At 32.6% G+C, this 19195-nt stretch carries 21 protein-coding genes; 10 read left to right on the forward strand and 11 right to left on the reverse strand.

Annotated elements, in window-relative coordinates; translation table 11 throughout:
• Positions 1-88 precede the first annotated feature (88 nt).
• Positions 89-874: a THC0290_0291 family protein gene (locus ABD690_RS02450; protein ID WP_344726691.1), complete on the forward strand. Its 786-nt coding sequence runs from the start codon at positions 89-91 to the stop codon at positions 872-874.
• A 71-nt stretch (positions 875-945) separates the two neighbouring features.
• Here ABD690_RS02450 and ABD690_RS02455 read toward each other — a convergent pair whose 3' ends face one another.
• A complete protein-coding gene (locus ABD690_RS02455; RefSeq protein ID WP_344726693.1) occupies positions 946-2085 on the reverse strand; it encodes a cystathionine gamma-synthase in 1140 nt (379 codons plus the stop codon).
• Positions 2086-2248: 163 nt separating this feature from the next.
• On the opposite strand from ABD690_RS02455, the gene ABD690_RS02460 reads away from it, so the two are divergent.
• On the forward strand, positions 2249-2965 hold the full coding sequence (locus ABD690_RS02460) for a DUF3298 and DUF4163 domain-containing protein (RefSeq protein ID WP_344726695.1): 717 nt from the start codon (positions 2249-2251) through the stop codon (positions 2963-2965).
• On the opposite strand, the gene ABD690_RS02465 is transcribed toward ABD690_RS02460, so the two are convergent.
• A complete protein-coding gene (locus ABD690_RS02465; RefSeq protein WP_344726697.1) occupies positions 2958-3416 on the reverse strand; it encodes a DinB family protein in 459 nt (152 codons plus the stop codon). The two genes, ABD690_RS02460 and ABD690_RS02465, sit on opposite strands and share 8 nt — an antisense overlap.
• Positions 3417-3507: 91 nt before the next feature.
• On the opposite strand from ABD690_RS02465, the gene ABD690_RS02470 reads away from it, so the two are divergent.
• Together ABD690_RS02470 and ABD690_RS02475 are read left to right on the forward strand one after the other, a co-directional pair.
• A complete protein-coding gene (locus ABD690_RS02470) occupies positions 3508-3861 on the forward strand; it encodes an arsenate reductase family protein (RefSeq protein ID WP_344726699.1) in 354 nt (117 codons plus the stop codon).
• Entirely contained in the window at positions 3854-4750 is an 897-nt protein-coding gene (locus ABD690_RS02475; protein ID WP_344726701.1) for a DMT family transporter, read from the forward strand. Before ABD690_RS02470 ends, ABD690_RS02475 begins: the two co-directional genes overlap by 8 nt.
• Here the strand turns inward: ABD690_RS02475 and ABD690_RS02480 are convergent.
• On the reverse strand, positions 4739-5218 hold the full coding sequence (locus tag ABD690_RS02480; protein WP_344726703.1) for an acyl-CoA thioesterase: 480 nt from the start codon (positions 5216-5218) through the stop codon (positions 4739-4741). The genes ABD690_RS02475 and ABD690_RS02480 overlap by 12 nt on opposite strands.
• A gap of 120 nt (positions 5219-5338) precedes the next feature.
• On the opposite strand from ABD690_RS02480, the gene ABD690_RS02485 reads away from it, so the two are divergent.
• From ABD690_RS02485 to ABD690_RS02500, 4 genes are all read left to right on the forward strand, one after another.
• Positions 5339-6196 carry a YicC/YloC family endoribonuclease gene (locus tag ABD690_RS02485; protein WP_344726705.1) on the forward strand — a complete coding sequence of 286 codons (858 nt, stop codon included), beginning with the start codon at positions 5339-5341 and terminating at the stop codon, positions 6194-6196.
• A 2-nt stretch (positions 6197-6198) separates the two neighbouring features.
• A complete protein-coding gene (gene gmk / locus ABD690_RS02490; RefSeq protein ID WP_344726707.1) occupies positions 6199-6780 on the forward strand; it encodes a guanylate kinase in 582 nt (193 codons plus the stop codon).
• Between the two features lie 2 nt (positions 6781-6782).
• Positions 6783-7361 carry a nicotinate (nicotinamide) nucleotide adenylyltransferase gene (nadD, locus tag ABD690_RS02495; RefSeq protein WP_344726709.1) on the forward strand — a complete coding sequence of 193 codons (579 nt, stop codon included), beginning with the start codon at positions 6783-6785 and terminating at the stop codon, positions 7359-7361.
• Between the two features lie 278 nt (positions 7362-7639).
• Positions 7640-8563, forward strand: coding sequence for a CPBP family glutamic-type intramembrane protease (locus ABD690_RS02500; protein WP_344726711.1), 924 nt, complete (start codon positions 7640-7642; stop codon positions 8561-8563).
• 48 nt (positions 8564-8611) lie between these two features.
• On the opposite strand, the gene lysM is transcribed toward ABD690_RS02500, so the two are convergent.
• Together lysM and ABD690_RS02510 are read right to left on the reverse strand one after the other, a co-directional pair.
• Entirely contained in the window at positions 8612-9109 is a 498-nt protein-coding gene (lysM, locus tag ABD690_RS02505) for a peptidoglycan-binding protein LysM (RefSeq protein ID WP_344726713.1), read from the reverse strand.
• A gap of 153 nt (positions 9110-9262) precedes the next feature.
• The gene (locus ABD690_RS02510; RefSeq protein WP_344726715.1) at positions 9263-10213 is read right to left on the reverse strand and encodes a nicotinic acid mononucleotide adenyltransferase; all 951 of its coding nucleotides are present in this window, start codon (positions 10211-10213) and stop codon (positions 9263-9265) included.
• A gap of 134 nt (positions 10214-10347) precedes the next feature.
• Here ABD690_RS02510 and ABD690_RS02515 point away from each other — a divergent pair, with 134 nt between their 5' ends.
• Positions 10348-11349, forward strand: a complete 1002-nt coding sequence (locus tag ABD690_RS02515) for an NAD(P)H-dependent glycerol-3-phosphate dehydrogenase (RefSeq protein WP_344726717.1) — start codon at positions 10348-10350, stop codon at positions 11347-11349.
• 20 nt (positions 11350-11369) lie between these two features.
• Positions 11370-11912 carry a hypothetical protein gene (locus ABD690_RS02520; protein ID WP_344726719.1) on the forward strand — a complete coding sequence of 181 codons (543 nt, stop codon included), beginning with the start codon at positions 11370-11372 and terminating at the stop codon, positions 11910-11912.
• Between the two features lie 7 nt (positions 11913-11919).
• Here the strand turns inward: ABD690_RS02520 and ABD690_RS02525 are convergent, their stop codons facing one another.
• From ABD690_RS02525 to ABD690_RS02550, 6 genes are read right to left on the reverse strand one after another with little or no spacing between them, the layout of a single operon-like run.
• A complete protein-coding gene (locus ABD690_RS02525) occupies positions 11920-12315 on the reverse strand; it encodes a hypothetical protein (protein WP_344726721.1) in 396 nt (131 codons plus the stop codon).
• A gap of 17 nt (positions 12316-12332) precedes the next feature.
• Complete coding sequence (locus ABD690_RS02530; RefSeq protein ID WP_344726723.1) at positions 12333-12923, reverse strand: TetR/AcrR family transcriptional regulator; 591 nt, start codon at positions 12921-12923, stop codon at positions 12333-12335.
• 26 nt (positions 12924-12949) lie between these two features.
• Positions 12950-14359, reverse strand: a complete 1410-nt coding sequence (locus tag ABD690_RS02535) for an efflux transporter outer membrane subunit (RefSeq protein ID WP_344726725.1) — start codon at positions 14357-14359, stop codon at positions 12950-12952.
• Positions 14360-14363: 4 nt separating this feature from the next.
• Entirely contained in the window at positions 14364-17501 is a 3138-nt protein-coding gene (locus tag ABD690_RS02540) for an efflux RND transporter permease subunit (protein WP_344726727.1), read from the reverse strand.
• 27 nt (positions 17502-17528) lie between these two features.
• The gene (locus ABD690_RS02545; protein WP_344726729.1) at positions 17529-18668 is read right to left on the reverse strand and encodes an efflux RND transporter periplasmic adaptor subunit; all 1140 of its coding nucleotides are present in this window, start codon (positions 18666-18668) and stop codon (positions 17529-17531) included.
• Positions 18669-18672: 4 nt separating this feature from the next.
• Complete coding sequence (locus ABD690_RS02550) at positions 18673-19173, reverse strand: GbsR/MarR family transcriptional regulator (RefSeq protein WP_344726731.1); 501 nt, start codon at positions 19171-19173, stop codon at positions 18673-18675.
• Between the last annotated feature and the right edge of the window lie 22 nt (positions 19174-19195).

A 19195-nucleotide genomic window follows, 5' to 3' on the forward strand; every position in this document is an offset into this window, starting at 1 on the left:
TGCTTTGCTTTTAATATTTTATATTTGGTAGGTTATTGTGTTTTTTTATATTTGTTTAATAATGCTCTAAACCATTGAAAATAGCACTATGTTTAACTACAAGCCTTTACAACTAATCGTATTCCTTCTTATTGGAGTTTATTCAGGTTTTTCACAATTAGGTTTTTCTCATGAAATTGGTGCTATAGTCGGCCCTGTTCAATTTAGATCTGATTTTGGTGAAAGAGCAAATGATCGTAACAACTTTGGAAATTCTGGATTTGGAATTGGTATTGTTCACTACATCAACTTTTCTTATCGTGCTGATTGTAATTGCTACTCTACAGACACTTATTTTAATGATCACTTTAAATTACGAAGCGAACTTTCATACAACAAAACAAAACTAGAACACTACGGAGAATGGGTTGCCCCTGATAAAACAAGTACTAATGCTGATAAATTAAGAGCACATACTGGAGAAGCCAATAATTTTGACATCGGGATGCAATTAGAATACTTTCCTTTTAGTATTAGATCTTTTCAGGCATTTAGTTATAGAATTGCTCCTTTTGTTAGTCTTGGTGTGCATTACACATCATACAACCCTAAAGCTTATACTTCTTATGGAAACTCTAACATTAATAATGCCAATAACTTTTACTCATATTGGGATCCTGGCTCAATAAACCCTGATTCTGGAAACACGTGGTCTTTAGTAACAAGTATTGGTGCTCGCTATAAGCTTACACCACTATCTGATTTAATGCTAGATTTAAGATGGCAATATTATGGTAGTGATTGGATTGATGGTTTTGATCACCAGTTACCTTCAAACAAACACAACGATTGGTTAGTTTGGTTAAACTTTGGATACATCTATTATTTAGATTAATATATTAGAAAAGCATAATAAAAAAGCCAGAACTTTAGGGTTCTGGCTTTTTTGTTTACTTATTATTTAAGTTATCCTATGGCTTGTTTTAAATCATCAAGCAAGTCATCAATATCTTCAATTCCTACACTTAACCTAATTAAAGAATCTACAACACCTGTTTTTTCTCGCTCTTCTTTTGGGATACTCGCATGCGTCATACTTGCGGGATGGCCACATAGAGATTCTACACCACCTAAAGACTCTGCTAGTGTAAATATTTTTAATTTTTCTACAATTTTGATAGCTTCTTCATAATTATTCCCTTTTGTTGTAAAAGAAATCATTCCTCCAAAATCTTTCATTTGAGATTTTGCTACCTCATGGTTAGGATGACTTTCAAATCCTGGCCAATAAACATGCTCTACCTTTGGGTGAGAAGCTAAATATGTTGCAACAGCTTTACCGTTTTCACTATGACGCTGCATGCGAATATGTAATGTTTTTATGCCTCGTAATACTAAAAAACTATCTTGAGGACCACAAACAGCTCCACTTGCATTTTGAATAAAATATAATTTATCAGCAAGTTCTTTATCTTTTACAACTAAAGCGCCCATTACAACATCACTGTGTCCTCCTAAATATTTAGTTGCCGAATGCATAACAATATCAGCTCCTAAATCTATTGGTTGCTGTAAATATGGTGTTGCAAATGTATTATCAACAGCTAATAATAAATCATGCTTTTTTGCAATAGTTGAAACCGCTTTAATGTCAATAATATTCATCATTGGGTTTGTTGGTGTTTCTACCCAAATAAGCTTTGTTTTATCAGTAACATATGATTCTATATTATCTGCATTTTGCATACCTACAAAATGAAACTTGATACCAAATTTCTTAAAAATTGATGTAAACAGTCTGTAAGAACCACCATACAAATCATTTGTTGAAATTACTTCATCACCAGGTTCTAATAGTTTTAACACGGCATCAATGGCTGCTAGCCCAGAACCAAAAGCCAATCCGTAGTTTCCATTTTCTATACTAGCAAAAGCATTTTCCAAGGCTTGACGTGTTGGGTTGTGCGTTCTTGAGTACTCAAAACCTTTATGTCCACCTGGTGTACTTTGTGCATATGTTGATGTTTGATAAATTGGTGGCATAACAGATCCATAAGCTGGATCATGAGTTTGACCTCCATGTATTGTTTTTGTGTTAAATTTCATCTATTAAATTATTTTTTTGAGGTTTTTTATTTATTAAACTATTGAATTACAGGAATTAAAAAAACCTAAAACATTCTATAACATATTTAGCACAAATCTATGGTTTAATTCGCTGTATTCAAAAGCAATATGTATCTTTAACATCGTATTAAGTCTTCTAGTTATGCGTTATAAATTTATCTTGTTTTTAGTTGTTTTATTTAGTGTCGTTTTCTCTTGTCAAGAAGAAACTCCATTAGCATTTAAAGCCGTTAACGTAACTGCTAACAATACTGATATTGTTGAAATAAATATTATTGAAGCCACTGGAAATGAAACAGTTTCTAACAACATAAATTCACAAATTACTAAAACCGTTGTTTCTGCTTTACATATTGGAGATCCAGACTCAAAAACAGAAACATCAATTGAAGAAAGCATTTCTAATTTTAATAATGCGTTTGAGGCTTTTAAAGCTGAATTTCCTGAAACACCACAAGTTTGGGAAGCTCAAATAGATGGTGAAGTTATGTATCAATCTCCCTACGTAGTATCTATAGCAATGACTTCCTATACAAATACAGGTGGCGCTCACGGTATGGTTGTAGTGTCGTTTCTTAACTTTGATGTCAAAACAGGTAATTTAATTGAAAATGATGCCTTAATAAATGATTTAAGTGCATTTAAAGAACTTGCTAAAACCTATTTTAACCAAGAGATTGAAGGAAAACGCGATTTATACTTTGAACCTGAAAATTTCACACTTCCAGCAAATATTGGTTTTAATGATGATGGTTTAATATTACTATATAACAGCTATGAAATTGCTCCCTATTCAACAGGACTTACCGAATTTACAATTCCGTATGAAACAATTGAAGGTTATTTAAACTTTAAATAGTACGAAGTAACGCTAGCACATACCCAAAATGCAATCCTTCATGAAATAACGCAAACTGCAAAGCTTCCTCTACGTTATTTAATGTATTTCCTGTAGTAGAAACCGTGTAGGGTTTAAAATTTTTAAAAGCTCCTTTTTTATAATCTATTTCTGTTTGTTGCAATGTAGAAAACAGTAATGAAGCGATCTCATTAACGTCTTTTTGAGTTACATCTTTTTCTGGTTTTGTCCCTTTCATATAAGCACTCACCAATGATTCACTTATAGTAGGTTTTAAACCTGACAACTTATAAATAAGCACTTGTTCAGTAACAATAATATGGCCAATATTCCAGATAATATTGTTATTAAATCCTTTAGGAATTTTGTTTAAATCCTCTAAAGACTGTTCTTCAATAATTTTTTTAAAAAAAGCTCTTGTTTTTGAAAAGACATCAAATGTGAAATCCATAAATTTAATTTTCAATAAAGATACTTTAAACCATATAAATACTGTTATTTTGCAGTGAAATTTATTTCTGAAACGAAACTATTATTAAGCCATGAATAAGATTTATTATTTAAAAACCTGTAATACTTGCACAAGAATTATAAAGGAGCTTAATCTTCCTTCTGATGTTGTACTTCAAGATATTAAATCTGAACCTATTACTGTAAAGCAACTTGATGACATGGCAAAACTTGCTGGAAGCTATGAAGCCCTTTTTAGCAAACGTGCCAAGTTATATAAAGAAATGGATTTAAAAAATCAGGAGCTTACTGAAAAAGATTACAAGCACTACATTTTAGAACACTATACATTTTTAAGTCGTCCTGTACTTATTTATAACAATTCGATTTTTATAGGAAATTCAAAAAAAGTAACAGCCTTGGCTAAAGAAGCTATTCATGGATAGAAAACGTATTTTTGCTTTAATAGCAGCTTTTTTAGTTCAAGTACTCTATGGGCTAAATTTCACATTTGCAAATGATGTGATTGATGGTGGTTTTATAAAACCTTTTGGTTTTATTTTAATTCGTGTCGCTGGAGCTGTTGCGCTATTTTGGATTTTAAGCTTGTTTACAAAAAATGAGCGTATTGATAAGGAGGATTATCTAAAACTATTCTTGGCCTCAATATTTGGCATTGCTTTAAATATGCTTACGTTTTTTAAAGGTTTAGAATATACAACACCTATTCATGCTTCTGTAATAATGACTGTGACTCCTATTGTTGTGTTAGTTTTATCGTCTGTTTTTTTAAAAGAACGCATTACAATCTTAAAAATTTTAGGCATCATTCTTGGCTTTTTTGGGGCCATTGTACTATCGTTATACGGCAAGTCGTCTCAAGTTGGAGACAATATTTTACTAGGCAATTTATTAGTTTTTATAAATGCAACATCGTATAGTATATATATTATTTTAGTAAAAAAACTAACCGAAAAATATCATCCGTTTACTTTTATTAGGTGGTTATTTTTGTTTGGATTAATCTTGGTTATACCTTTTGGTTATGGCGAGTTTACTGAAATAAATTGGGAATCTTTTGATGCTTACATTATCTTTTCAATAGCTTTTGTAATTATTGGAGCAACATTTTTAACTTATTTATTAAACCCGTTATCATTAGTACATCTCAAAGCTTCAACCGTAAGCACCTTTTTATACTTACAGCCCGTTGTTGCAGTGATTTTTGCATTATTAATGGGAAGCGATAGCTTTGATTTAGTAAAAGCCATTGCTTCAGTTTTAATATTTTCAGGAGTATACTTGGTTACTAAAAAACCAAAATTACAAGCTTAAGTCTTGAGGCACTTTATTATGCCTTCTTGTATCTTCTTTTGTAAGTACTTTAAAGTGTTTAGCTCTAGGAAAAGTCTCACTTGCTTTGTGCAATTCTTCTGGTAAAGCCGTTAGTTTACGCGTTTTTAAGTCTATCCAAGCCCCTAACATTTCGCAATGTGCCAAGTGTTGACCTTTATGGTTGTAAAAATTATGATCAAACTGAAAAAAAGTGCCATCTTCACTCAAACCTGAAACTTCTAAAGTTACGGTAATTGGCTGTCCTAAAAATGCTTCTTTAAAATAAAACATGTGCTCATAAAAAACCACTGGACCAATATTAAATACTGCCAACTCTTTCATAGTAAACCCTTTTTCTATTAAAAAAGCCATACGCGCATGACTCATAAAGTTGGTATAAGCACTATTTGCTAAATGCCTGTTAGCATCTACATCACTCCAACGTATTTCAAATTGTTTTTTAAACATCTTTTTTTTCAAATTTAAGTATCAAAAATACAAATATTTGCTGTGCGCGCATAATATAAATTAACTGTTTTCTAAACCTTTGGTTTTAGTTACCTTTGCATAACTTATACAATTTAATTTATGATACACTCAATGACAGGTTATGGTAAATCTGTGTTACAATTACCAACAAAAAAAATATCTATCGAGATAAAATCGCTTAACAGCAAAAATCTTGATGTAAATGCCAGAATGCCTTCTGTTTATAGAGAGAAAGAATTAAGCTTAAGAAAACTTATTGCCAACAAGTTAGAACGCGGAAAAATAGATTTTTCTATTTATGTTGAAATTACAGGAGAAGAAACCACAACACAAGTAAACAAAACCGTTGTAAAGCAATACATGAATCAATTACGAGATGTTGTTGCTGGTGATGAAACCGAACTCTTAAAAATGGCTGTGCGTTTTCCTGATGCATTAAGTACAGAGCGTGATGATATTGATGATGATGAATGGAACGCAATTTTAAACGAAGTAAATACTGCCCTAAACCATATTTCAACTTATAGACTGGATGAAGGCAAAGTACTAGAGGCTGATTTCAAAGAACGTATTCAACGTATTGATAATTTGTTAGAACAAGTTATCGCTATAGACCCTGAACGTATAGATGGTGTTCGTGAACGTTTACGCAAAGGCGTTGAAGAACTAAAAGAAAAAGTTGATGAAAATCGTTTTGAGCAAGAATTAATATTCTACATAGAAAAGTTTGATATCACCGAAGAAAAAGTACGCTTAAAAAACCATTTAGAATACTTTATAACCTCATTAGACTCTAAAGATTCTAACGGAAAAAAACTAGGTTTTATAAGTCAAGAAATTGGTCGTGAAATTAATACCATTGGCTCAAAAAGTAATTATGCGCCAATGCAAAAACTAGTTGTGCAAATGAAAGATGAATTAGAGAAAATTAAAGAACAACTTTTAAACGTATTATAAGCATGACTAAAGGAAAACTTATTGTTTTTTCGGCACCTTCAGGATCAGGAAAAACAACTATTGTAAGGCACTTATTAGGTATTGACAACTTAAATTTAGAGTTTTCAATTTCTGCAACATCTAGAGAAAAACGTGGCGAAGAAGTTCATGGTAAAGATTACTATTTCTTATCAGCAAAAGAATTTAAAAACAAAATAAAAAATGATGCGTTTTTAGAGTGGGAAGAAGTTTATCGCGATAATTTTTATGGCACTTTAAAAACCGAAGTTGAACGCATTTGGGCAACAGGAAAGCATGTTATTTTTGATATTGATGTTTCTGGTGGCCTTCGCATAAAACGAAAATTCCCAGAAGAAACACTGGCTATTTTTGTAAAACCTCCAAGTATTGACGAGCTTAAAATCAGATTAAAAAAGCGTCAAACTGAAAGTGCTGACAAAATAAATATGCGTATTGCTAAAGCCAGTGCTGAACTTGCAACAGCACCGCTATTTGATGTTATTATTGAAAATGACAATCTAGATAAAGCACTTGCTGAAGCAGAAACACTTGTTGGTAATTTTATAAACACCGATTGCCAATAAAAATGAAAGTAGGTTTATATTTCGGAACTTTTAATCCTATACATATAGGACATTTGGCTATTGCAAACCACATGGCTGAAAATAGTGATTTAGACCAAGTATGGTTTGTAGTTACGCCTCATAGCCCTTTTAAAAAGAAGCGTTCTTTGTTAGATAATCACCATAGATATGAAATGGTTTACCTAGCAACCGAAACCTACGATAAATTACAGCCTAGCAACATTGAGTTTAACCTACCTCAGCCTAATTATACGGCAAATACTTTAATTCATCTAGAAGAAAAATATCCCAATCACACGTTTTCTTTGATAATGGGTGAAGACAACCTAAAAGGGTTTCATAAGTGGAAAAACTATGAGGTTATTTTAGAAAGATATCACTTATACGTTTACCCAAGAATTTCTGAAGGCAACATAGAAACACAGTTCAACAATCATAATCATGTGCATTATATAAAAGCACCTATTATGGAAATTTCTTCTACCTTTATAAGAAATGCTATTAAAGAAAATAAAAACATCAGACCGCTTTTATCTGAACCTGTTTGGAAGTATATTGACGAAATGAATTTTTATAAATAAGCCCCTTGAATGTATTAAGAAAAATATCATACACCTTTGGAGGTAAGTTTTTAATACTCAACCTGTTTTTTTTAATTATTAGTTTTTTCTGTATTGCTTCTTTCATAAAGCATAAAATAATCAGGTTTATTGCTGCTGTAGTATTTAGCCTTATTACAGTTCTACAAATATGTTCGCTTTATATATTAAGATCTTTTATTGATTACAGCTTTATCATACACTTCAACACCAGAGATGTAATTGCTATGATGGGTCTTTTTTAAATGAAGAAAAAAAGAATGAAAATAATCAAGAATAACTGTAAGAACAATTGGTTAATAACTGCTGGTTTATGCTCTTTAGCTTTAGGAATATTAACTTCTATTTACTTGTTCTTTTACTCTTCAAATTATGACAGTGATAGCTCTTTAAGTAAATATACTAACATTCCTTTTTTGGGGTTTTTATTGCTCGCCGTTATAGGTGCTCCTATTATTGAAGAAATTAGTTTTAGAGGAGGTTTTTCTAAATCCAGAGTTTTTAAATTACTTTCTATTGTTGGTTTAATCGGGTTTTCTTTAATAATTGCAAACAATACAATTACTAAAATTATTACATTCATATTTTTATGTATACTTATCATTAGTTTTTACAAGAAAAATAAAGCGTTAGAAATAACTGTATTTCTTTTAAACGCAATAATTTTTTCTCTTTTTCACTTAAACACCGAAGACCTTTTAACCATAACAAGTCTTGCGGGTTTTACCTTTAGGTTTGCTTTTGCGATGTTTTCTATTTGGGTTTGTTTAAACTTCAATTTGTTTAGATCTATCTTATTTCATACGGTTTGGAATTTAACAATTACAGCTATTATTTCCATAGCGATATTCTTCCCTGATAAAACCATTAATCATTATGAAGACGACGACATTAAAGTAACATGGCATCGACAATCTAAATCTCTAAAATCTACGGTTGATTTTTTCACTCCGAACCATACCATTAAAGCTAAAAATTGTAATGCTATTTTTCTATTAAAATCTACAGAATGGAGCTCTAAAAGTAATAACCGTTTAACTACAGACTTTATCCCAACAGAACCTTTTATGGAATATAATTTCAGCATAAACCTAAAGGATACTATTACTAAAAATCAAGATTTATACAAACCTATAAAACGTTTTTTAACAGATAGTGAGTTAATAAAACCCATAAATAAATAAAAAAAGCCAACTTAAATAGTTGGCTTTTTTATAGTAAATATACTTTGCTTAATCTAAAGCAGGAATACGTAATACTTGTCCTGGGTAAATTAAATCTGGGTCCTTAAGCATTGGTTTATTTGCTTCAAAAATCACAGGATATTTCATCGCGTTACCATAGAATTTCTTTGCAATTTTTCCTAATGTATCGCCACTTACTACAGTGTGGAATTGCGCTTCTGGCTCTGGGTTTTCAACCGTCATTTGATCATCAACAGTAGCAATTCCATTGGTGTTTCCTACAACCAAAACAACTTTTTCTTTGGTAGTTTGGTCATAGGCCGCACCAGAAATAGTTGCTGTATCATCATCTATATGTACTTTTAGGTTTTCAACCTCAAGTCCTAAATCACTAATTGTTTCTTCTAGGTTTCTTGCTGCGGCTGCTTCTGCTTTTAATTCGGCTGCAGCTGCTTCAGCTGCTTTTTCTGCGGCTTCTTCTGCATCTGTTTTTCCAATACCAAATACTTTTGCTCCCGCATTTTTAATAAATGAAAATAGTCCCATAATGTTTGTTTTTAAGTGTTAATGTTTATTGTTAATATGTTTAAAAATCTATGTTTTAATCTTGCTTTTAAAGGTTATTAATATAGTAAAAAAAGAACGCACTTCACATGTTTTATTATGTAAAAAGTACGTTCTTAACTAACCAACCAAAAATTATTTCTCTCTTGTATTTTCTCTTAAGTTTTCTGTTTTAGGTGTTTTTTGTTTACGTTTTTTAAGCGTTTCAGTTTGTTTTCCTTGCGCATTTTTCATGAACTGAATATAACCTCTACCTGTAAATTGATATGTAGTTCCTGAAGACGGATGATACAACTCAACACGCTGATCATTTATAACGCTTAACTCAAAGTGCTCGTTTGCAAAATAATCGTAATCTAGCGTCAATGTTTTTAAGTACATATTACCAGAAATATTTCCTACACCATAAACACCTGTGTAATCCCAATATATGTTGTTTGGGTTTGAAATATTCATATCTTGAGAGCTTCTAAACTCTGAATCATTACCTCCGGCTAAAAACTGTAAATAGTTTTCATTATCAAACTCATTTAATACACCTGTTTGACTTGTATATGTTTTTTCCCATGCTTCATATTCTTGTAAGAAATAATGAATGTTATCATAAAACACAAAATCATAATCAAACGTACTGCGTTGATAACCATTTAAAAAATAAGACGTGTCGTTATGTGGGTTATACAATTCAATGGTGTTATAATCTACTTGATAAACATCAAACGTTTGATACCCATCTATATCGTGATATACATCTAGAATCATATTGTAAGCATCATAATCTCCTACAGCAATACCATAACCATTACCTTGACTACCAAAGCCAACTAAATTGTTGTTAGCATAAAGTGTTCCGTTTCTAAAAGATACCGTAAAGGCTATTTGTAAAAAAGGTGTTTCTCCATAACCTGCTGTTTGGTTTATATCTACATACCAAAGCTCATATGAGTTCAGTAATTGGTTTAAAGAAACTGTTTGTGAAGAACCTGGATTATAATTATAATCATCATAAATAACCTCTTCATGGTAGCAAGAAGTAAATAACAAAGCAATTAAAGCAAACCCTGAAAGTAATTTTATCGTTTTCATAATCCATTATTTTAAAAAGTTATTACTTATGGCAATTCAAATTGCGTGCCAAAAAACTAAATGATTGATATTCAGATAACAATAAGAATTGATAATTTATGTACTTTTGAAGTTCATTTGTATGAATAAAATTTATGAGTACACCTATAAAATATGCCGTTTTTGGAGCCGGAAGTTGGGCAACAGCTATTGTAAAAATGCTATGCGAAAACCTTGATGAAGTTGGTTGGTATATGCGTAGTGCTTACACTAAAGAACACTTACTAAAAGAACAGCATAACCCAAGCTATTTAAGCTCTGTAGAGTTTAAAACCGAACAGCTTAAGTTAAGTAATGATATTAATGAAATGGCAAATTATGCTGACGTGCTAATATTTGTTATTCCATCTGCTTTTATGCACTCTGAATTAGAAAAGCTTTCTGCCGATGTTTCTAAAAAAACCATTGTTTCTGCAGTAAAAGGTATTATTCCAGAGTCTGGATTACTTGTTGGTGAGCACTTTCATGATATTTATCACATTCCTTTTGAAAATATCGCAGTTATTGCTGGGCCTTGCCATGCCGAAGAAGTTGCTTTAGAGCGCTTATCATACTTAACTATTTCTTGTGCCGATGCTAGTAAAGCCAAAGCCATTGCAAAAAACCTGTCAAGCGACTACATAAAAACAAAAATCAGTGATGATGTTATTGGTACTGAATATGCAGTGATGCTAAAAAACATTTATGCCATTGCTGCCGGAATTGCTCATGGTTTAGGTTATGGAGATAATTTCCAGAGTGTCTTAATGAGTAATGCCATAAGAGAAATGAAACGCTTCATAAAAAAAATGCATAAAATGAAACGTAACATTAATAATTCAGCTTATTTAGGTGATTTATTAGTTACTGGATACTCCGTTTTTTCTAGAAATCGCATGTTTGGGAATATGATTGGTAAAGGTTACACCGTAAAATCTGCCCAAATGGAAATGAATATGGTAGCCGAAGGTTATTACGCCACTAAAAGTGCCCATTTATTGAACGAAAAGAACAAAAAGAAAACCCGACTTCCTATTATAGATGCTGTTTATAACGTGCTTTACGAAGGTAAAGATGCTAAAAAAGTCTTTCAAAAATTAACAGAGAAGTTGGATTAGCGTTTTTTTTGCTCGAATAAATGGTTGAAGCATTAAATAAAATTAGTGTGTTTTTTAAAAAAGACTTTAAGAAAAAATTTATTGTCTTTGTTTCAATACCGCTTTTATTAAGTACTTTACTTTCTATTGATTGTTTTTTGTTGCCTAGTTATAAAGAGACTGATCATATATCCCAAGTATATTATATTACAATATCGAATAGTGGTGTAGGAAGGGCTTCAAGAAGCTCACAAACGGTAGGTCATAAATACCTAACTCAAAAAGGTTATTCCTTTTCAACTCAAAAAGGTAGAGTTATAGAGACCGAAATCACTCTTCACATATCGCCTATTTTTAAGTTAGTAAAAAAAGTGACTGCAAAAAACAGAAAGATCAGAGTAAATTCTGGAATGCAAGGCATTAATTTGGTCTTTCTAATTGGTTGCATGCTAACAGTAATAACGTCTCTTATATATATTTTTATTATGAAAGAGATTAGCAAAAACGCAAGGCTAAACTTAATTTTTGTGAATTTGTTTATTTTTATTCTATGGACAATTGTTATTATCCAGTTTGGGGTTTAATGTGTTCCTACTTCACCAAAACACCTTTCACTTGCATTAGCGGAATGTTCTGTAATGCTTTTTCATTAATCGTGTTTTTTCTAAACAAGTAAGTTTTATCAAACATTTGATTTCCTTCAAAAAATGTCACTTTAAACTGATTGTTAAGCGCAAACAATTCCTCTTGCATCAGCTCTATTTTGGCATAGCTCTTTTTAGGAAGCGTATCTAGTTTTTTTCTAAATGTAGATGTTATTTTATCACCAGAGTAGCCATTGGTTACTATTAAAACAACGTCTAAATCAACGTCTTTATCATTTATAATATAAGCGTTCCAGTCTTGAGTTTTATAAATATCATTATACTCATGAACTACCGCTACATAAACACCTTCTACTTTTGGGATTTCAATATCTTTTTTCATGCTACAAAAATAGCAAACTATTCAAAATAAGAGTTTGAATAATTTGGTTTTGTAATGCCTCTTAAACTGTACACTATAAAATGATTTAGGAGATCTTTATTTGAGTATATTTCAAATAAATTATTTTTTTTGAGTGCTATTTCTTCAAATCTTTTAAAATAAATATCACAAAATAGTTCTAGGTTTATTCCATGAACTAAAAGCTCTTTTTCTTGAGCTATTTTTAACAGGTTGTAAACTCTATTTTTCACAAAATCGTCACGAAAATCATCAAAAACTTTATTGGAACAAGGATAGTATTTACGAAGACCAAATATAAAAGCTGGCTTAAAGTATTTTAGGTGCTCAAAAGCTTTTTGATACATTAAAATTACACTTACAATAGGATCTTGTTCTTCTTTTATCAAGTGCTCTAATGCATACTTGTATTCATGTATTAAATGATGAATACTTGCTGTTACCAAGTCTTCTTTACTAGAGAAGTATTTGTAAATTGTTTTTTTAGAAATACCCAATAAGGCAGCAAGCTCATCCATGGTGAACCTTTTGCTGCCAAATTGGGTAAATTTCTCGGCTGCGAACGTTATAATTTGTTCTTTGCCTATCATAGTTAACCTAAACTAACACTAAATTTTTATTTCCAACCACCACCAAGTGCTTCGTATAAAGTAACGACGCTTAGTAATTGTTGTAATTTGTTGTCAATTACATTTAACTCAGCATTAAGCGCACTTTCTCTTGCGGTTAATAAGTCTAGGTAATTGGCTAAACCATTTTGCAATAATTCTTCTGAGTTTGCTTCGGCTTGTCTTAAGGCTTCAACTTCATTTTTACGGTATTCAAATTTTTCGGTTTCAGCATTGTAAACATAAAGTGCATTAGACACTTCGTTACCTGCTGTTAGTAACGTTTTCTTAAAGTTTAAAAGCGCCTGTTCTTGCTGTGCTTTGGCTACTTCGTGTTGTGTTTTTATTTTACGCTGATTAAAAATTGGCTGTGTTAAACCACCAATAACTGTTGCAAATAATGAATTAGCATTAAATAATTTATCTAATTCTAAACTTTGAAATCCGCCACTTGCCGTTAAGGTTAACGATGGATAAAAGTTACTTTTTGCCACATTGGTTAGCTCAAACGCATTAATTAAATTATACTCTGAAGCAATCACATCTGGTCTGTTTCTCAACAAGGTTGCTGGCACGCCAAGTGTAATGTTTTCATCTAACTGTTGCTCGGTTAACTTGCTTCGTTCTATAGGTTCTGCAGGTCTTCCTAATAAGAAATTCAACGTGTTTTCGGTTCTAAAAATAGCTGCTTGTAAATCTACTTTTAAGGCTTTGGCATTGTTAAACTGCGCTATGTATTGGTCTACCGCAACTTGTGTTACATTTCCGGCATCTTTTAACGCCTTAATAGTAAAAACACTACTGTCTCTGGTAGCAATGGTTCTTTCAGTAATTTCTAATTGTTCATCTAACGCTAATAACTGATAATAGGTTGATGCTATTGCTGAAATTAATTCGGTTTTTACGGCTTTATGCGCTGCCACAGTTTGTAAATAACTAGCTTCACCTGCGCGTTTATTACTTCTTATTTTACCCCAAATATCGGCTTCCCAAGATAAACTGCCAGATAATTCATATTGATCTACAGACGAGAAAAAACCACCAAACTGACTGTTTTCAGACAGTTCTTGATGTGTTGCCTGCGCTGTACCAGTTAACGTTGGTAAATAACCCGCTTTACCTTGTTTCATATACGCATTGGCGATAGCAATTTGCTGAATAGCCACACGAATATCTAGGTTGTTTTGAAGACCTTCTTCAATATATTGCGCTAAATATTGGTCTTTAAACATATCTTTCCACGATACATCGGCTAACGATATACTGTCTTGTGGTAAGTTATCGGTTCTGTACAAATGTTCTGTTTCTTCTAATTCAGGACGTGTGTAATCCTTCGCCACAAAACAACTTTGCAGTGTTAACGCTAGCATTAAAACTAATGCGCCTTTACTAAAATTTTTATTTATAGTCGATTTCATTTTTTTAAGCTTCAATTGTTTCTACTTCTGGTTTACGCGATACTTTTTCTTGTAACCATTGGAAAAAGATGAATAAAATTGGGATAACAAATACACCTAAAATGGTTCCTATTAACATTCCACCAGCTGCACCTGTACCAATAGAATTGTTTCCTTCGGCACCAACACCTTTGGCTAATACAAGAGGCATTAACCCAAGTATAAAGGCGAATGATGTCATTAAAATTGGTCGTAAACGTGCTTTGGCACCATCCATTGCAGCATTTACAATACTTTCGCCTTGTTTACGTCGTTGCAATGCAAACTCAACAATAAGTATGGCGTTTTTAGCCAACAGACCAACCAGCATTATCAGTGCTATTTGGAAGTAAATATTGTTTTCTAATCCGAAGAATTTCGTACTTATATACGCACCAAATACACCAAATGGTAGCGATAATAACACCGAAAATGGTAAAATATAACTCTCGTACTGCGCACTTAATAAGAAATACACAAACAGAATACTTAAGATGAAAATAAACGTGGTTTGGTTACCTGCATTTACCTCTTCTCGTGTTAAACCAGAATATGCAACGGTGTAATTACTTGGTAATTTTGCCACTTCTTCTTCAATCACTCTAATGGCATCACCAGTACTAAATCCGGGATTGGTTGCACCTGTTATATTTGTTGAATTAAATAGGTTGAAACGCGTTACCGATTGCGGACCATACACACGTTTTAAAGTTACAAACTGTGTAATTGGTGTCATTTCACCAGAACTTGTTCTAACATACATACTGTTTAGGTCGTTTTCATCTGCTCTGTCTTCTGGTAAGGACTGAATGTATACACGATACTGTTTACCAAATCGGCTAAAATCTGATGCGTAAATTCCACCAATATAACCTTGAAGCGTCCCGAAAATGCTGTTAATAGCCACACCTTTTTCTTTTGCTAAAGGCACATTAACTTCCATTTCGTATTGCGGATAATTAGTGTTGAATGCTGATTGTGCATATTGAATTTCTGGATGACTCATTAAGGCTGCTGCAAATTCTTTATTGGCTTTATCTAAATCGGTAAATTCACCACCGAATTTGTCTAATAAATTCACCTCAAAACCAGCTGAGTTACCAAAACCACGAATACTTGGTGGCGAGAAGAAAATAATTTTTGCTTCTGGAATAGTAGCCGCAATACCAAATAATTTTCCGGTGATGGCTTGTGCAGATAAGGCTTCAGATTCTCTTTCAGACCAATCATCTAACTTCACGAAACCAATACCAAAGTTACTGCCAGCACCACTAATTAAACTTCGTCCTTTAATAAAACTAGCATCTGTTACACCATCAAGGTCTTTAATTTTTGCGTATAATTCTTTAGTGACTGCTTCGGTACGGTCTAATGATGCACCTGCAGGTAATTCTATGTTAGCAAAAATAATTCCTCTATCTTCATTTGGTACAAATCCTGTTGGCGTTGTTGTTGCAGCCCAATAAATACCTACACCAGCAATGATTAATAACATTACTGATACAAATTTGTTTTTATATAAAAACTGTAATGACTTACCATATTTATTCACCGTTGCATCAAATCCTCTGTTAAATAGGGTATAGAATTTTTGAAGTGCATTTTTTCCTTTTAATTCTTCATCATCTTTATGTTCTTTTAATAACAATGCACATAACGCCGGACTTAAGGTTAAGGCATTTACTGCTGAAATTAAGATGGCAATAATTAAAGTAACACCAAACTGCTCATAAAATACACCTGTTGGACCAGTTACAAAAGTTACCGGAATAAATACCGCTGCCATTACCAGCGTAATAGAAATAATAGCACCCGAAATTTCACTCATAGCCTTTAAGGTGGCGCTTTTTGGTTTTTTCTCACCTTCATCCATTTTGGCATGTACGGCTTCTACCACAACAATAGCATCATCTACCACAATACCAATTGCCAGTACTAATGCGAAAAGCGTTAATAGGTTTATGGAATAGCCAAAAACATTTAAGAAAAAGAAGGTACCAATAATAGAAACTGGTACTGCAATTGCAGGAATTAATGTAGAACGGAAATCTTGTAAGAAGATAAACACCACTAAAAACACCAGTAAAAAGGCTTCTAAAAGTGTGCTAATTACCTTGTCTATAGATGCGTTTAAGAATAAACTTGTATCGTAAGGCACAAAGAAGTTTAAACCTTCAGGTAAACCTTGTTCTACATCGTCTAAAGTGGTTTTTATGTTTTCAATAATTTCGGCAGCGTTAGATCCTTTGGTTTGGAAAATTCCCATAAATACTGCTGGATGTCCTAAACTTGTAGCGTTAGATGAATAGGATTGCGCATCTAACTCGATATCTGCGACATCTTTCAAACGTAAATATTCGCCATTTCCTAAAGCTTTAATTACGATGTCTGCATATTGTCCTTCTTCTTTAAATCTTCCGCTATACTTTAAAATATACGAAAACGATTCACCATTATTTTCACCTAAAGAACCAGCTGCAGCTTCTAAATTCTGCTCGTTTAAAGCAGCTGTAATATCTGATGGGATTAAGTTATAAGCCGCTAATTTTTCAGGTTTTAACCAAACACGCATTGCGTAATCTTGTTGCGAAAATACAGATACATCACCAACACCTTTAATACGCTGCATAGCAGGAATTACGTTTATTTTTAAGTAATTCTGAATAAAAGTAGCATCATAATCTTCGCTATCAGAATACATAGCAATAAACATTAATGCACTGGTTTCTTGCTTTTGAGTTACAATACCGGTTTGGATAACTTCTGATGGTAACAACGGATTTGCACGTGCTACACGGTTTTGTACGTTTACCGCAGCAATATCGGCATCCATAGTTTGGTCGAAATACACGGTAATTTCCGCAGTACCATTATTTGATGCTGTAGACGTAATGTACGTCATACCTTCTACACCATTAATTTGCTCTTCAATAGGTACAATTACACTCTCTAAAACAGTCTCTGCATTGGCACCTGTATAGTTAGCCGTAACCTTAATAGTTGGCGGCGCAATATCTGGATATTCCTCTATAGGTAAGGATGTTATACTGATAACACCTAGTATAACTATGATAATAGAGATTACTGTTGAAAGCACTGGTCTTTCAATAAATGTTTTTAACATAACTAATAAATATGTTTAAGGAATAATTTAGTTTTTAAATAAAGTAGCTACTTTTTTAGTGGCTTCGTTAAACGGAATTTCTTGCGGTGCAATTGGCATACCATCGCGTAATTTTGAAACACCAGAAGCAACAATTTTTGTACTAGCATCTATACCCGATTTTACCACGTAAAGATTATCTACTTTAGCTTCAACTTCAATGATTTTACTGCTTACTTTATTGTCTTCACCCAAGGTATAAATCATTACTTTACCTTGTTGCTCAAAGGTTGACGATTGTGGTACAACTACTGCATTTTCGTAAGTTGAAGGAATACGTATTTTACCACTATTTCCGTTAGTTAAAAGCTCGTTTGGATTATCAAAAGCAGCTCTTACTTTAATAGTTCCCGTTGTTTCACTAATTTGACCAGTACTGGTTTGAATACGCCCTTTTTCAGAATAGATATCGCCATTTGCCAATACTAAACTAACGTCTGGCGAATTTTTAATACGCTCAGCTTTTGTTTGACCTTTCATTCGTTTTAAATGGTCAATGTATTGTGCTTCGTTTAAAGTAAAAAACGCATATACTTTACTAATGTCACTAACCGTAGTTAATGGTGTTGCATCGGCAGCACTTACTAAAGCGCCTTCTCTAAAATTGATTGAACCCACGTAACCATCAACCGGACTTTTTACCGTTGCATAACCAATATTGGCAGCAATACTACTGTAAGCTGCTTTGGCTTGTGCTAAATTGGCTTTAGCAGTTTCTAATTGTACCGGACTAATAATATTTTTTTCAACTAAAGGTTTTAACTTATCAACCTCAACTTGAGCCACGTTAACTTGTGCTTTTGCCGCTTCGGCATCTTGACTTAGCGATTGCGTTTCTAACCTAAAAAGTGGTTGACCTTTACGTACTCTAGCACCTTCGTCTACCAATACTTTTTGAATGTATCCTGAAGTTTTTGCACGCACATCACTGTTTACAATACCTTCTATATTTACAGGATATTCGTTAAAACCTTCTACCGTTTGGGTTTGAATTTGCGTTACCGGAAATGGTAAGGCTTGCTGTTGTTGTGCTGCAGCTGCTTGCGCATTGTCTTTATTACCACAGCTAACCATGACTAGAAACACACTAGCTATGGTTAATATTGAAATTAATTTATTTGTTGTCATTATTTTAAAGGTTGAATTTATTTTTAATTAGGTTTTCTTTTAAGTTTTCTATTGAAGCCGAAGCATCTTCTACAAATCGCAAATAATCGTTATGAAAGGTTAAATCGAATTTTTCTTCTTCATCTGTAATATGTTCGTTAATGGCTTCTTTGTAAGCTTTCATTTCTTTATGAAGTGCCGCCACTTCTTCCCATTCTTTTATCATTTCATTAATATGATGTAAAACAGAATCTTTATTAATGATGAAATACTTTTTCCTGTCACCAGTTTTAGTGAAGTATTCTAATTTCTTTAAATCTTGTAAGTGGTTTAAATGCGTAGAAATGGTGCTTTTACTTGCACACAATACTTCTACCATCTCTTCAAAAGTAGAACCTCGCTTACCAGTTAAAATTACATACGCCATGATGCGCGCAGCAACAGGTGCAAGTTTTTCTCTGCTTTCTAAATGCACACCAAGTTTTTCAACCAGTGCCATTTTTTTGCTACATATGTCTTTCGTCATTATTACTTATTTAAATAATTAC

This window comes from Corallibacter vietnamensis (assembly GCF_039537875.1).
GTDB classification, from domain to species: Bacteria; Bacteroidota; Bacteroidia; order Flavobacteriales; family Flavobacteriaceae; genus Corallibacter; species Corallibacter vietnamensis.

Excerpts from the sequence above, each read along its gene's own strand:
- ABD690_RS02545 (WP_344726729.1), bottom strand. The coding sequence starts at position 18,668 with ATGACAACAAATAAATTAATTTCAATATTAACCATAGCTAGTGTGTTT.
- ABD690_RS02485 (WP_344726705.1), top strand. The coding sequence starts at position 5,339 with ATGATACACTCAATGACAGGTTATGGTAAATCTGTGTTACAATTACCA.
- gmk (WP_344726707.1), top strand. The coding sequence starts at position 6,199 with ATGACTAAAGGAAAACTTATTGTTTTTTCGGCACCTTCAGGATCAGGA.
- ABD690_RS02530 (WP_344726723.1), bottom strand. The coding sequence starts at position 12,923 with ATGATAGGCAAAGAACAAATTATAACGTTCGCAGCCGAGAAATTTACC.
- lysM (WP_344726713.1), bottom strand. The coding sequence starts at position 9,109 with ATGGGACTATTTTCATTTATTAAAAATGCGGGAGCAAAAGTATTTGGT.
- ABD690_RS02460 (WP_344726695.1), top strand. The coding sequence starts at position 2,249 with ATGCGTTATAAATTTATCTTGTTTTTAGTTGTTTTATTTAGTGTCGTT.
- ABD690_RS02515 (WP_344726717.1), top strand. The coding sequence starts at position 10,348 with ATGAGTACACCTATAAAATATGCCGTTTTTGGAGCCGGAAGTTGGGCA.
- ABD690_RS02550 (WP_344726731.1), bottom strand. The coding sequence starts at position 19,173 with ATGACGAAAGACATATGTAGCAAAAAAATGGCACTGGTTGAAAAACTT.
- nadD (WP_344726709.1), top strand. The coding sequence starts at position 6,783 with ATGAAAGTAGGTTTATATTTCGGAACTTTTAATCCTATACATATAGGA.
- ABD690_RS02510 (WP_344726715.1), bottom strand. The coding sequence starts at position 10,213 with ATGAAAACGATAAAATTACTTTCAGGGTTTGCTTTAATTGCTTTGTTA.
- ABD690_RS02540 (WP_344726727.1), bottom strand. The coding sequence starts at position 17,501 with ATGTTAAAAACATTTATTGAAAGACCAGTGCTTTCAACAGTAATCTCT.
- ABD690_RS02500 (WP_344726711.1), top strand. The coding sequence starts at position 7,640 with ATGAAAATAATCAAGAATAACTGTAAGAACAATTGGTTAATAACTGCT.
- ABD690_RS02480 (WP_344726703.1), bottom strand. The coding sequence starts at position 5,218 with ATGTTTAAAAAACAATTTGAAATACGTTGGAGTGATGTAGATGCTAAC.
- ABD690_RS02470 (WP_344726699.1), top strand. The coding sequence starts at position 3,508 with ATGAATAAGATTTATTATTTAAAAACCTGTAATACTTGCACAAGAATT.
- ABD690_RS02520 (WP_344726719.1), top strand. The coding sequence starts at position 11,370 with ATGGTTGAAGCATTAAATAAAATTAGTGTGTTTTTTAAAAAAGACTTT.
- ABD690_RS02455 (WP_344726693.1), bottom strand. The coding sequence starts at position 2,085 with ATGAAATTTAACACAAAAACAATACATGGAGGTCAAACTCATGATCCA.
- ABD690_RS02450 (WP_344726691.1), top strand. The coding sequence starts at position 89 with ATGTTTAACTACAAGCCTTTACAACTAATCGTATTCCTTCTTATTGGA.
- ABD690_RS02475 (WP_344726701.1), top strand. The coding sequence starts at position 3,854 with ATGGATAGAAAACGTATTTTTGCTTTAATAGCAGCTTTTTTAGTTCAA.
- ABD690_RS02535 (WP_344726725.1), bottom strand. The coding sequence starts at position 14,359 with ATGAAATCGACTATAAATAAAAATTTTAGTAAAGGCGCATTAGTTTTA.
- ABD690_RS02465 (WP_344726697.1), bottom strand. The coding sequence starts at position 3,416 with ATGGATTTCACATTTGATGTCTTTTCAAAAACAAGAGCTTTTTTTAAA.
- ABD690_RS02525 (WP_344726721.1), bottom strand. The coding sequence starts at position 12,315 with ATGAAAAAAGATATTGAAATCCCAAAAGTAGAAGGTGTTTATGTAGCG.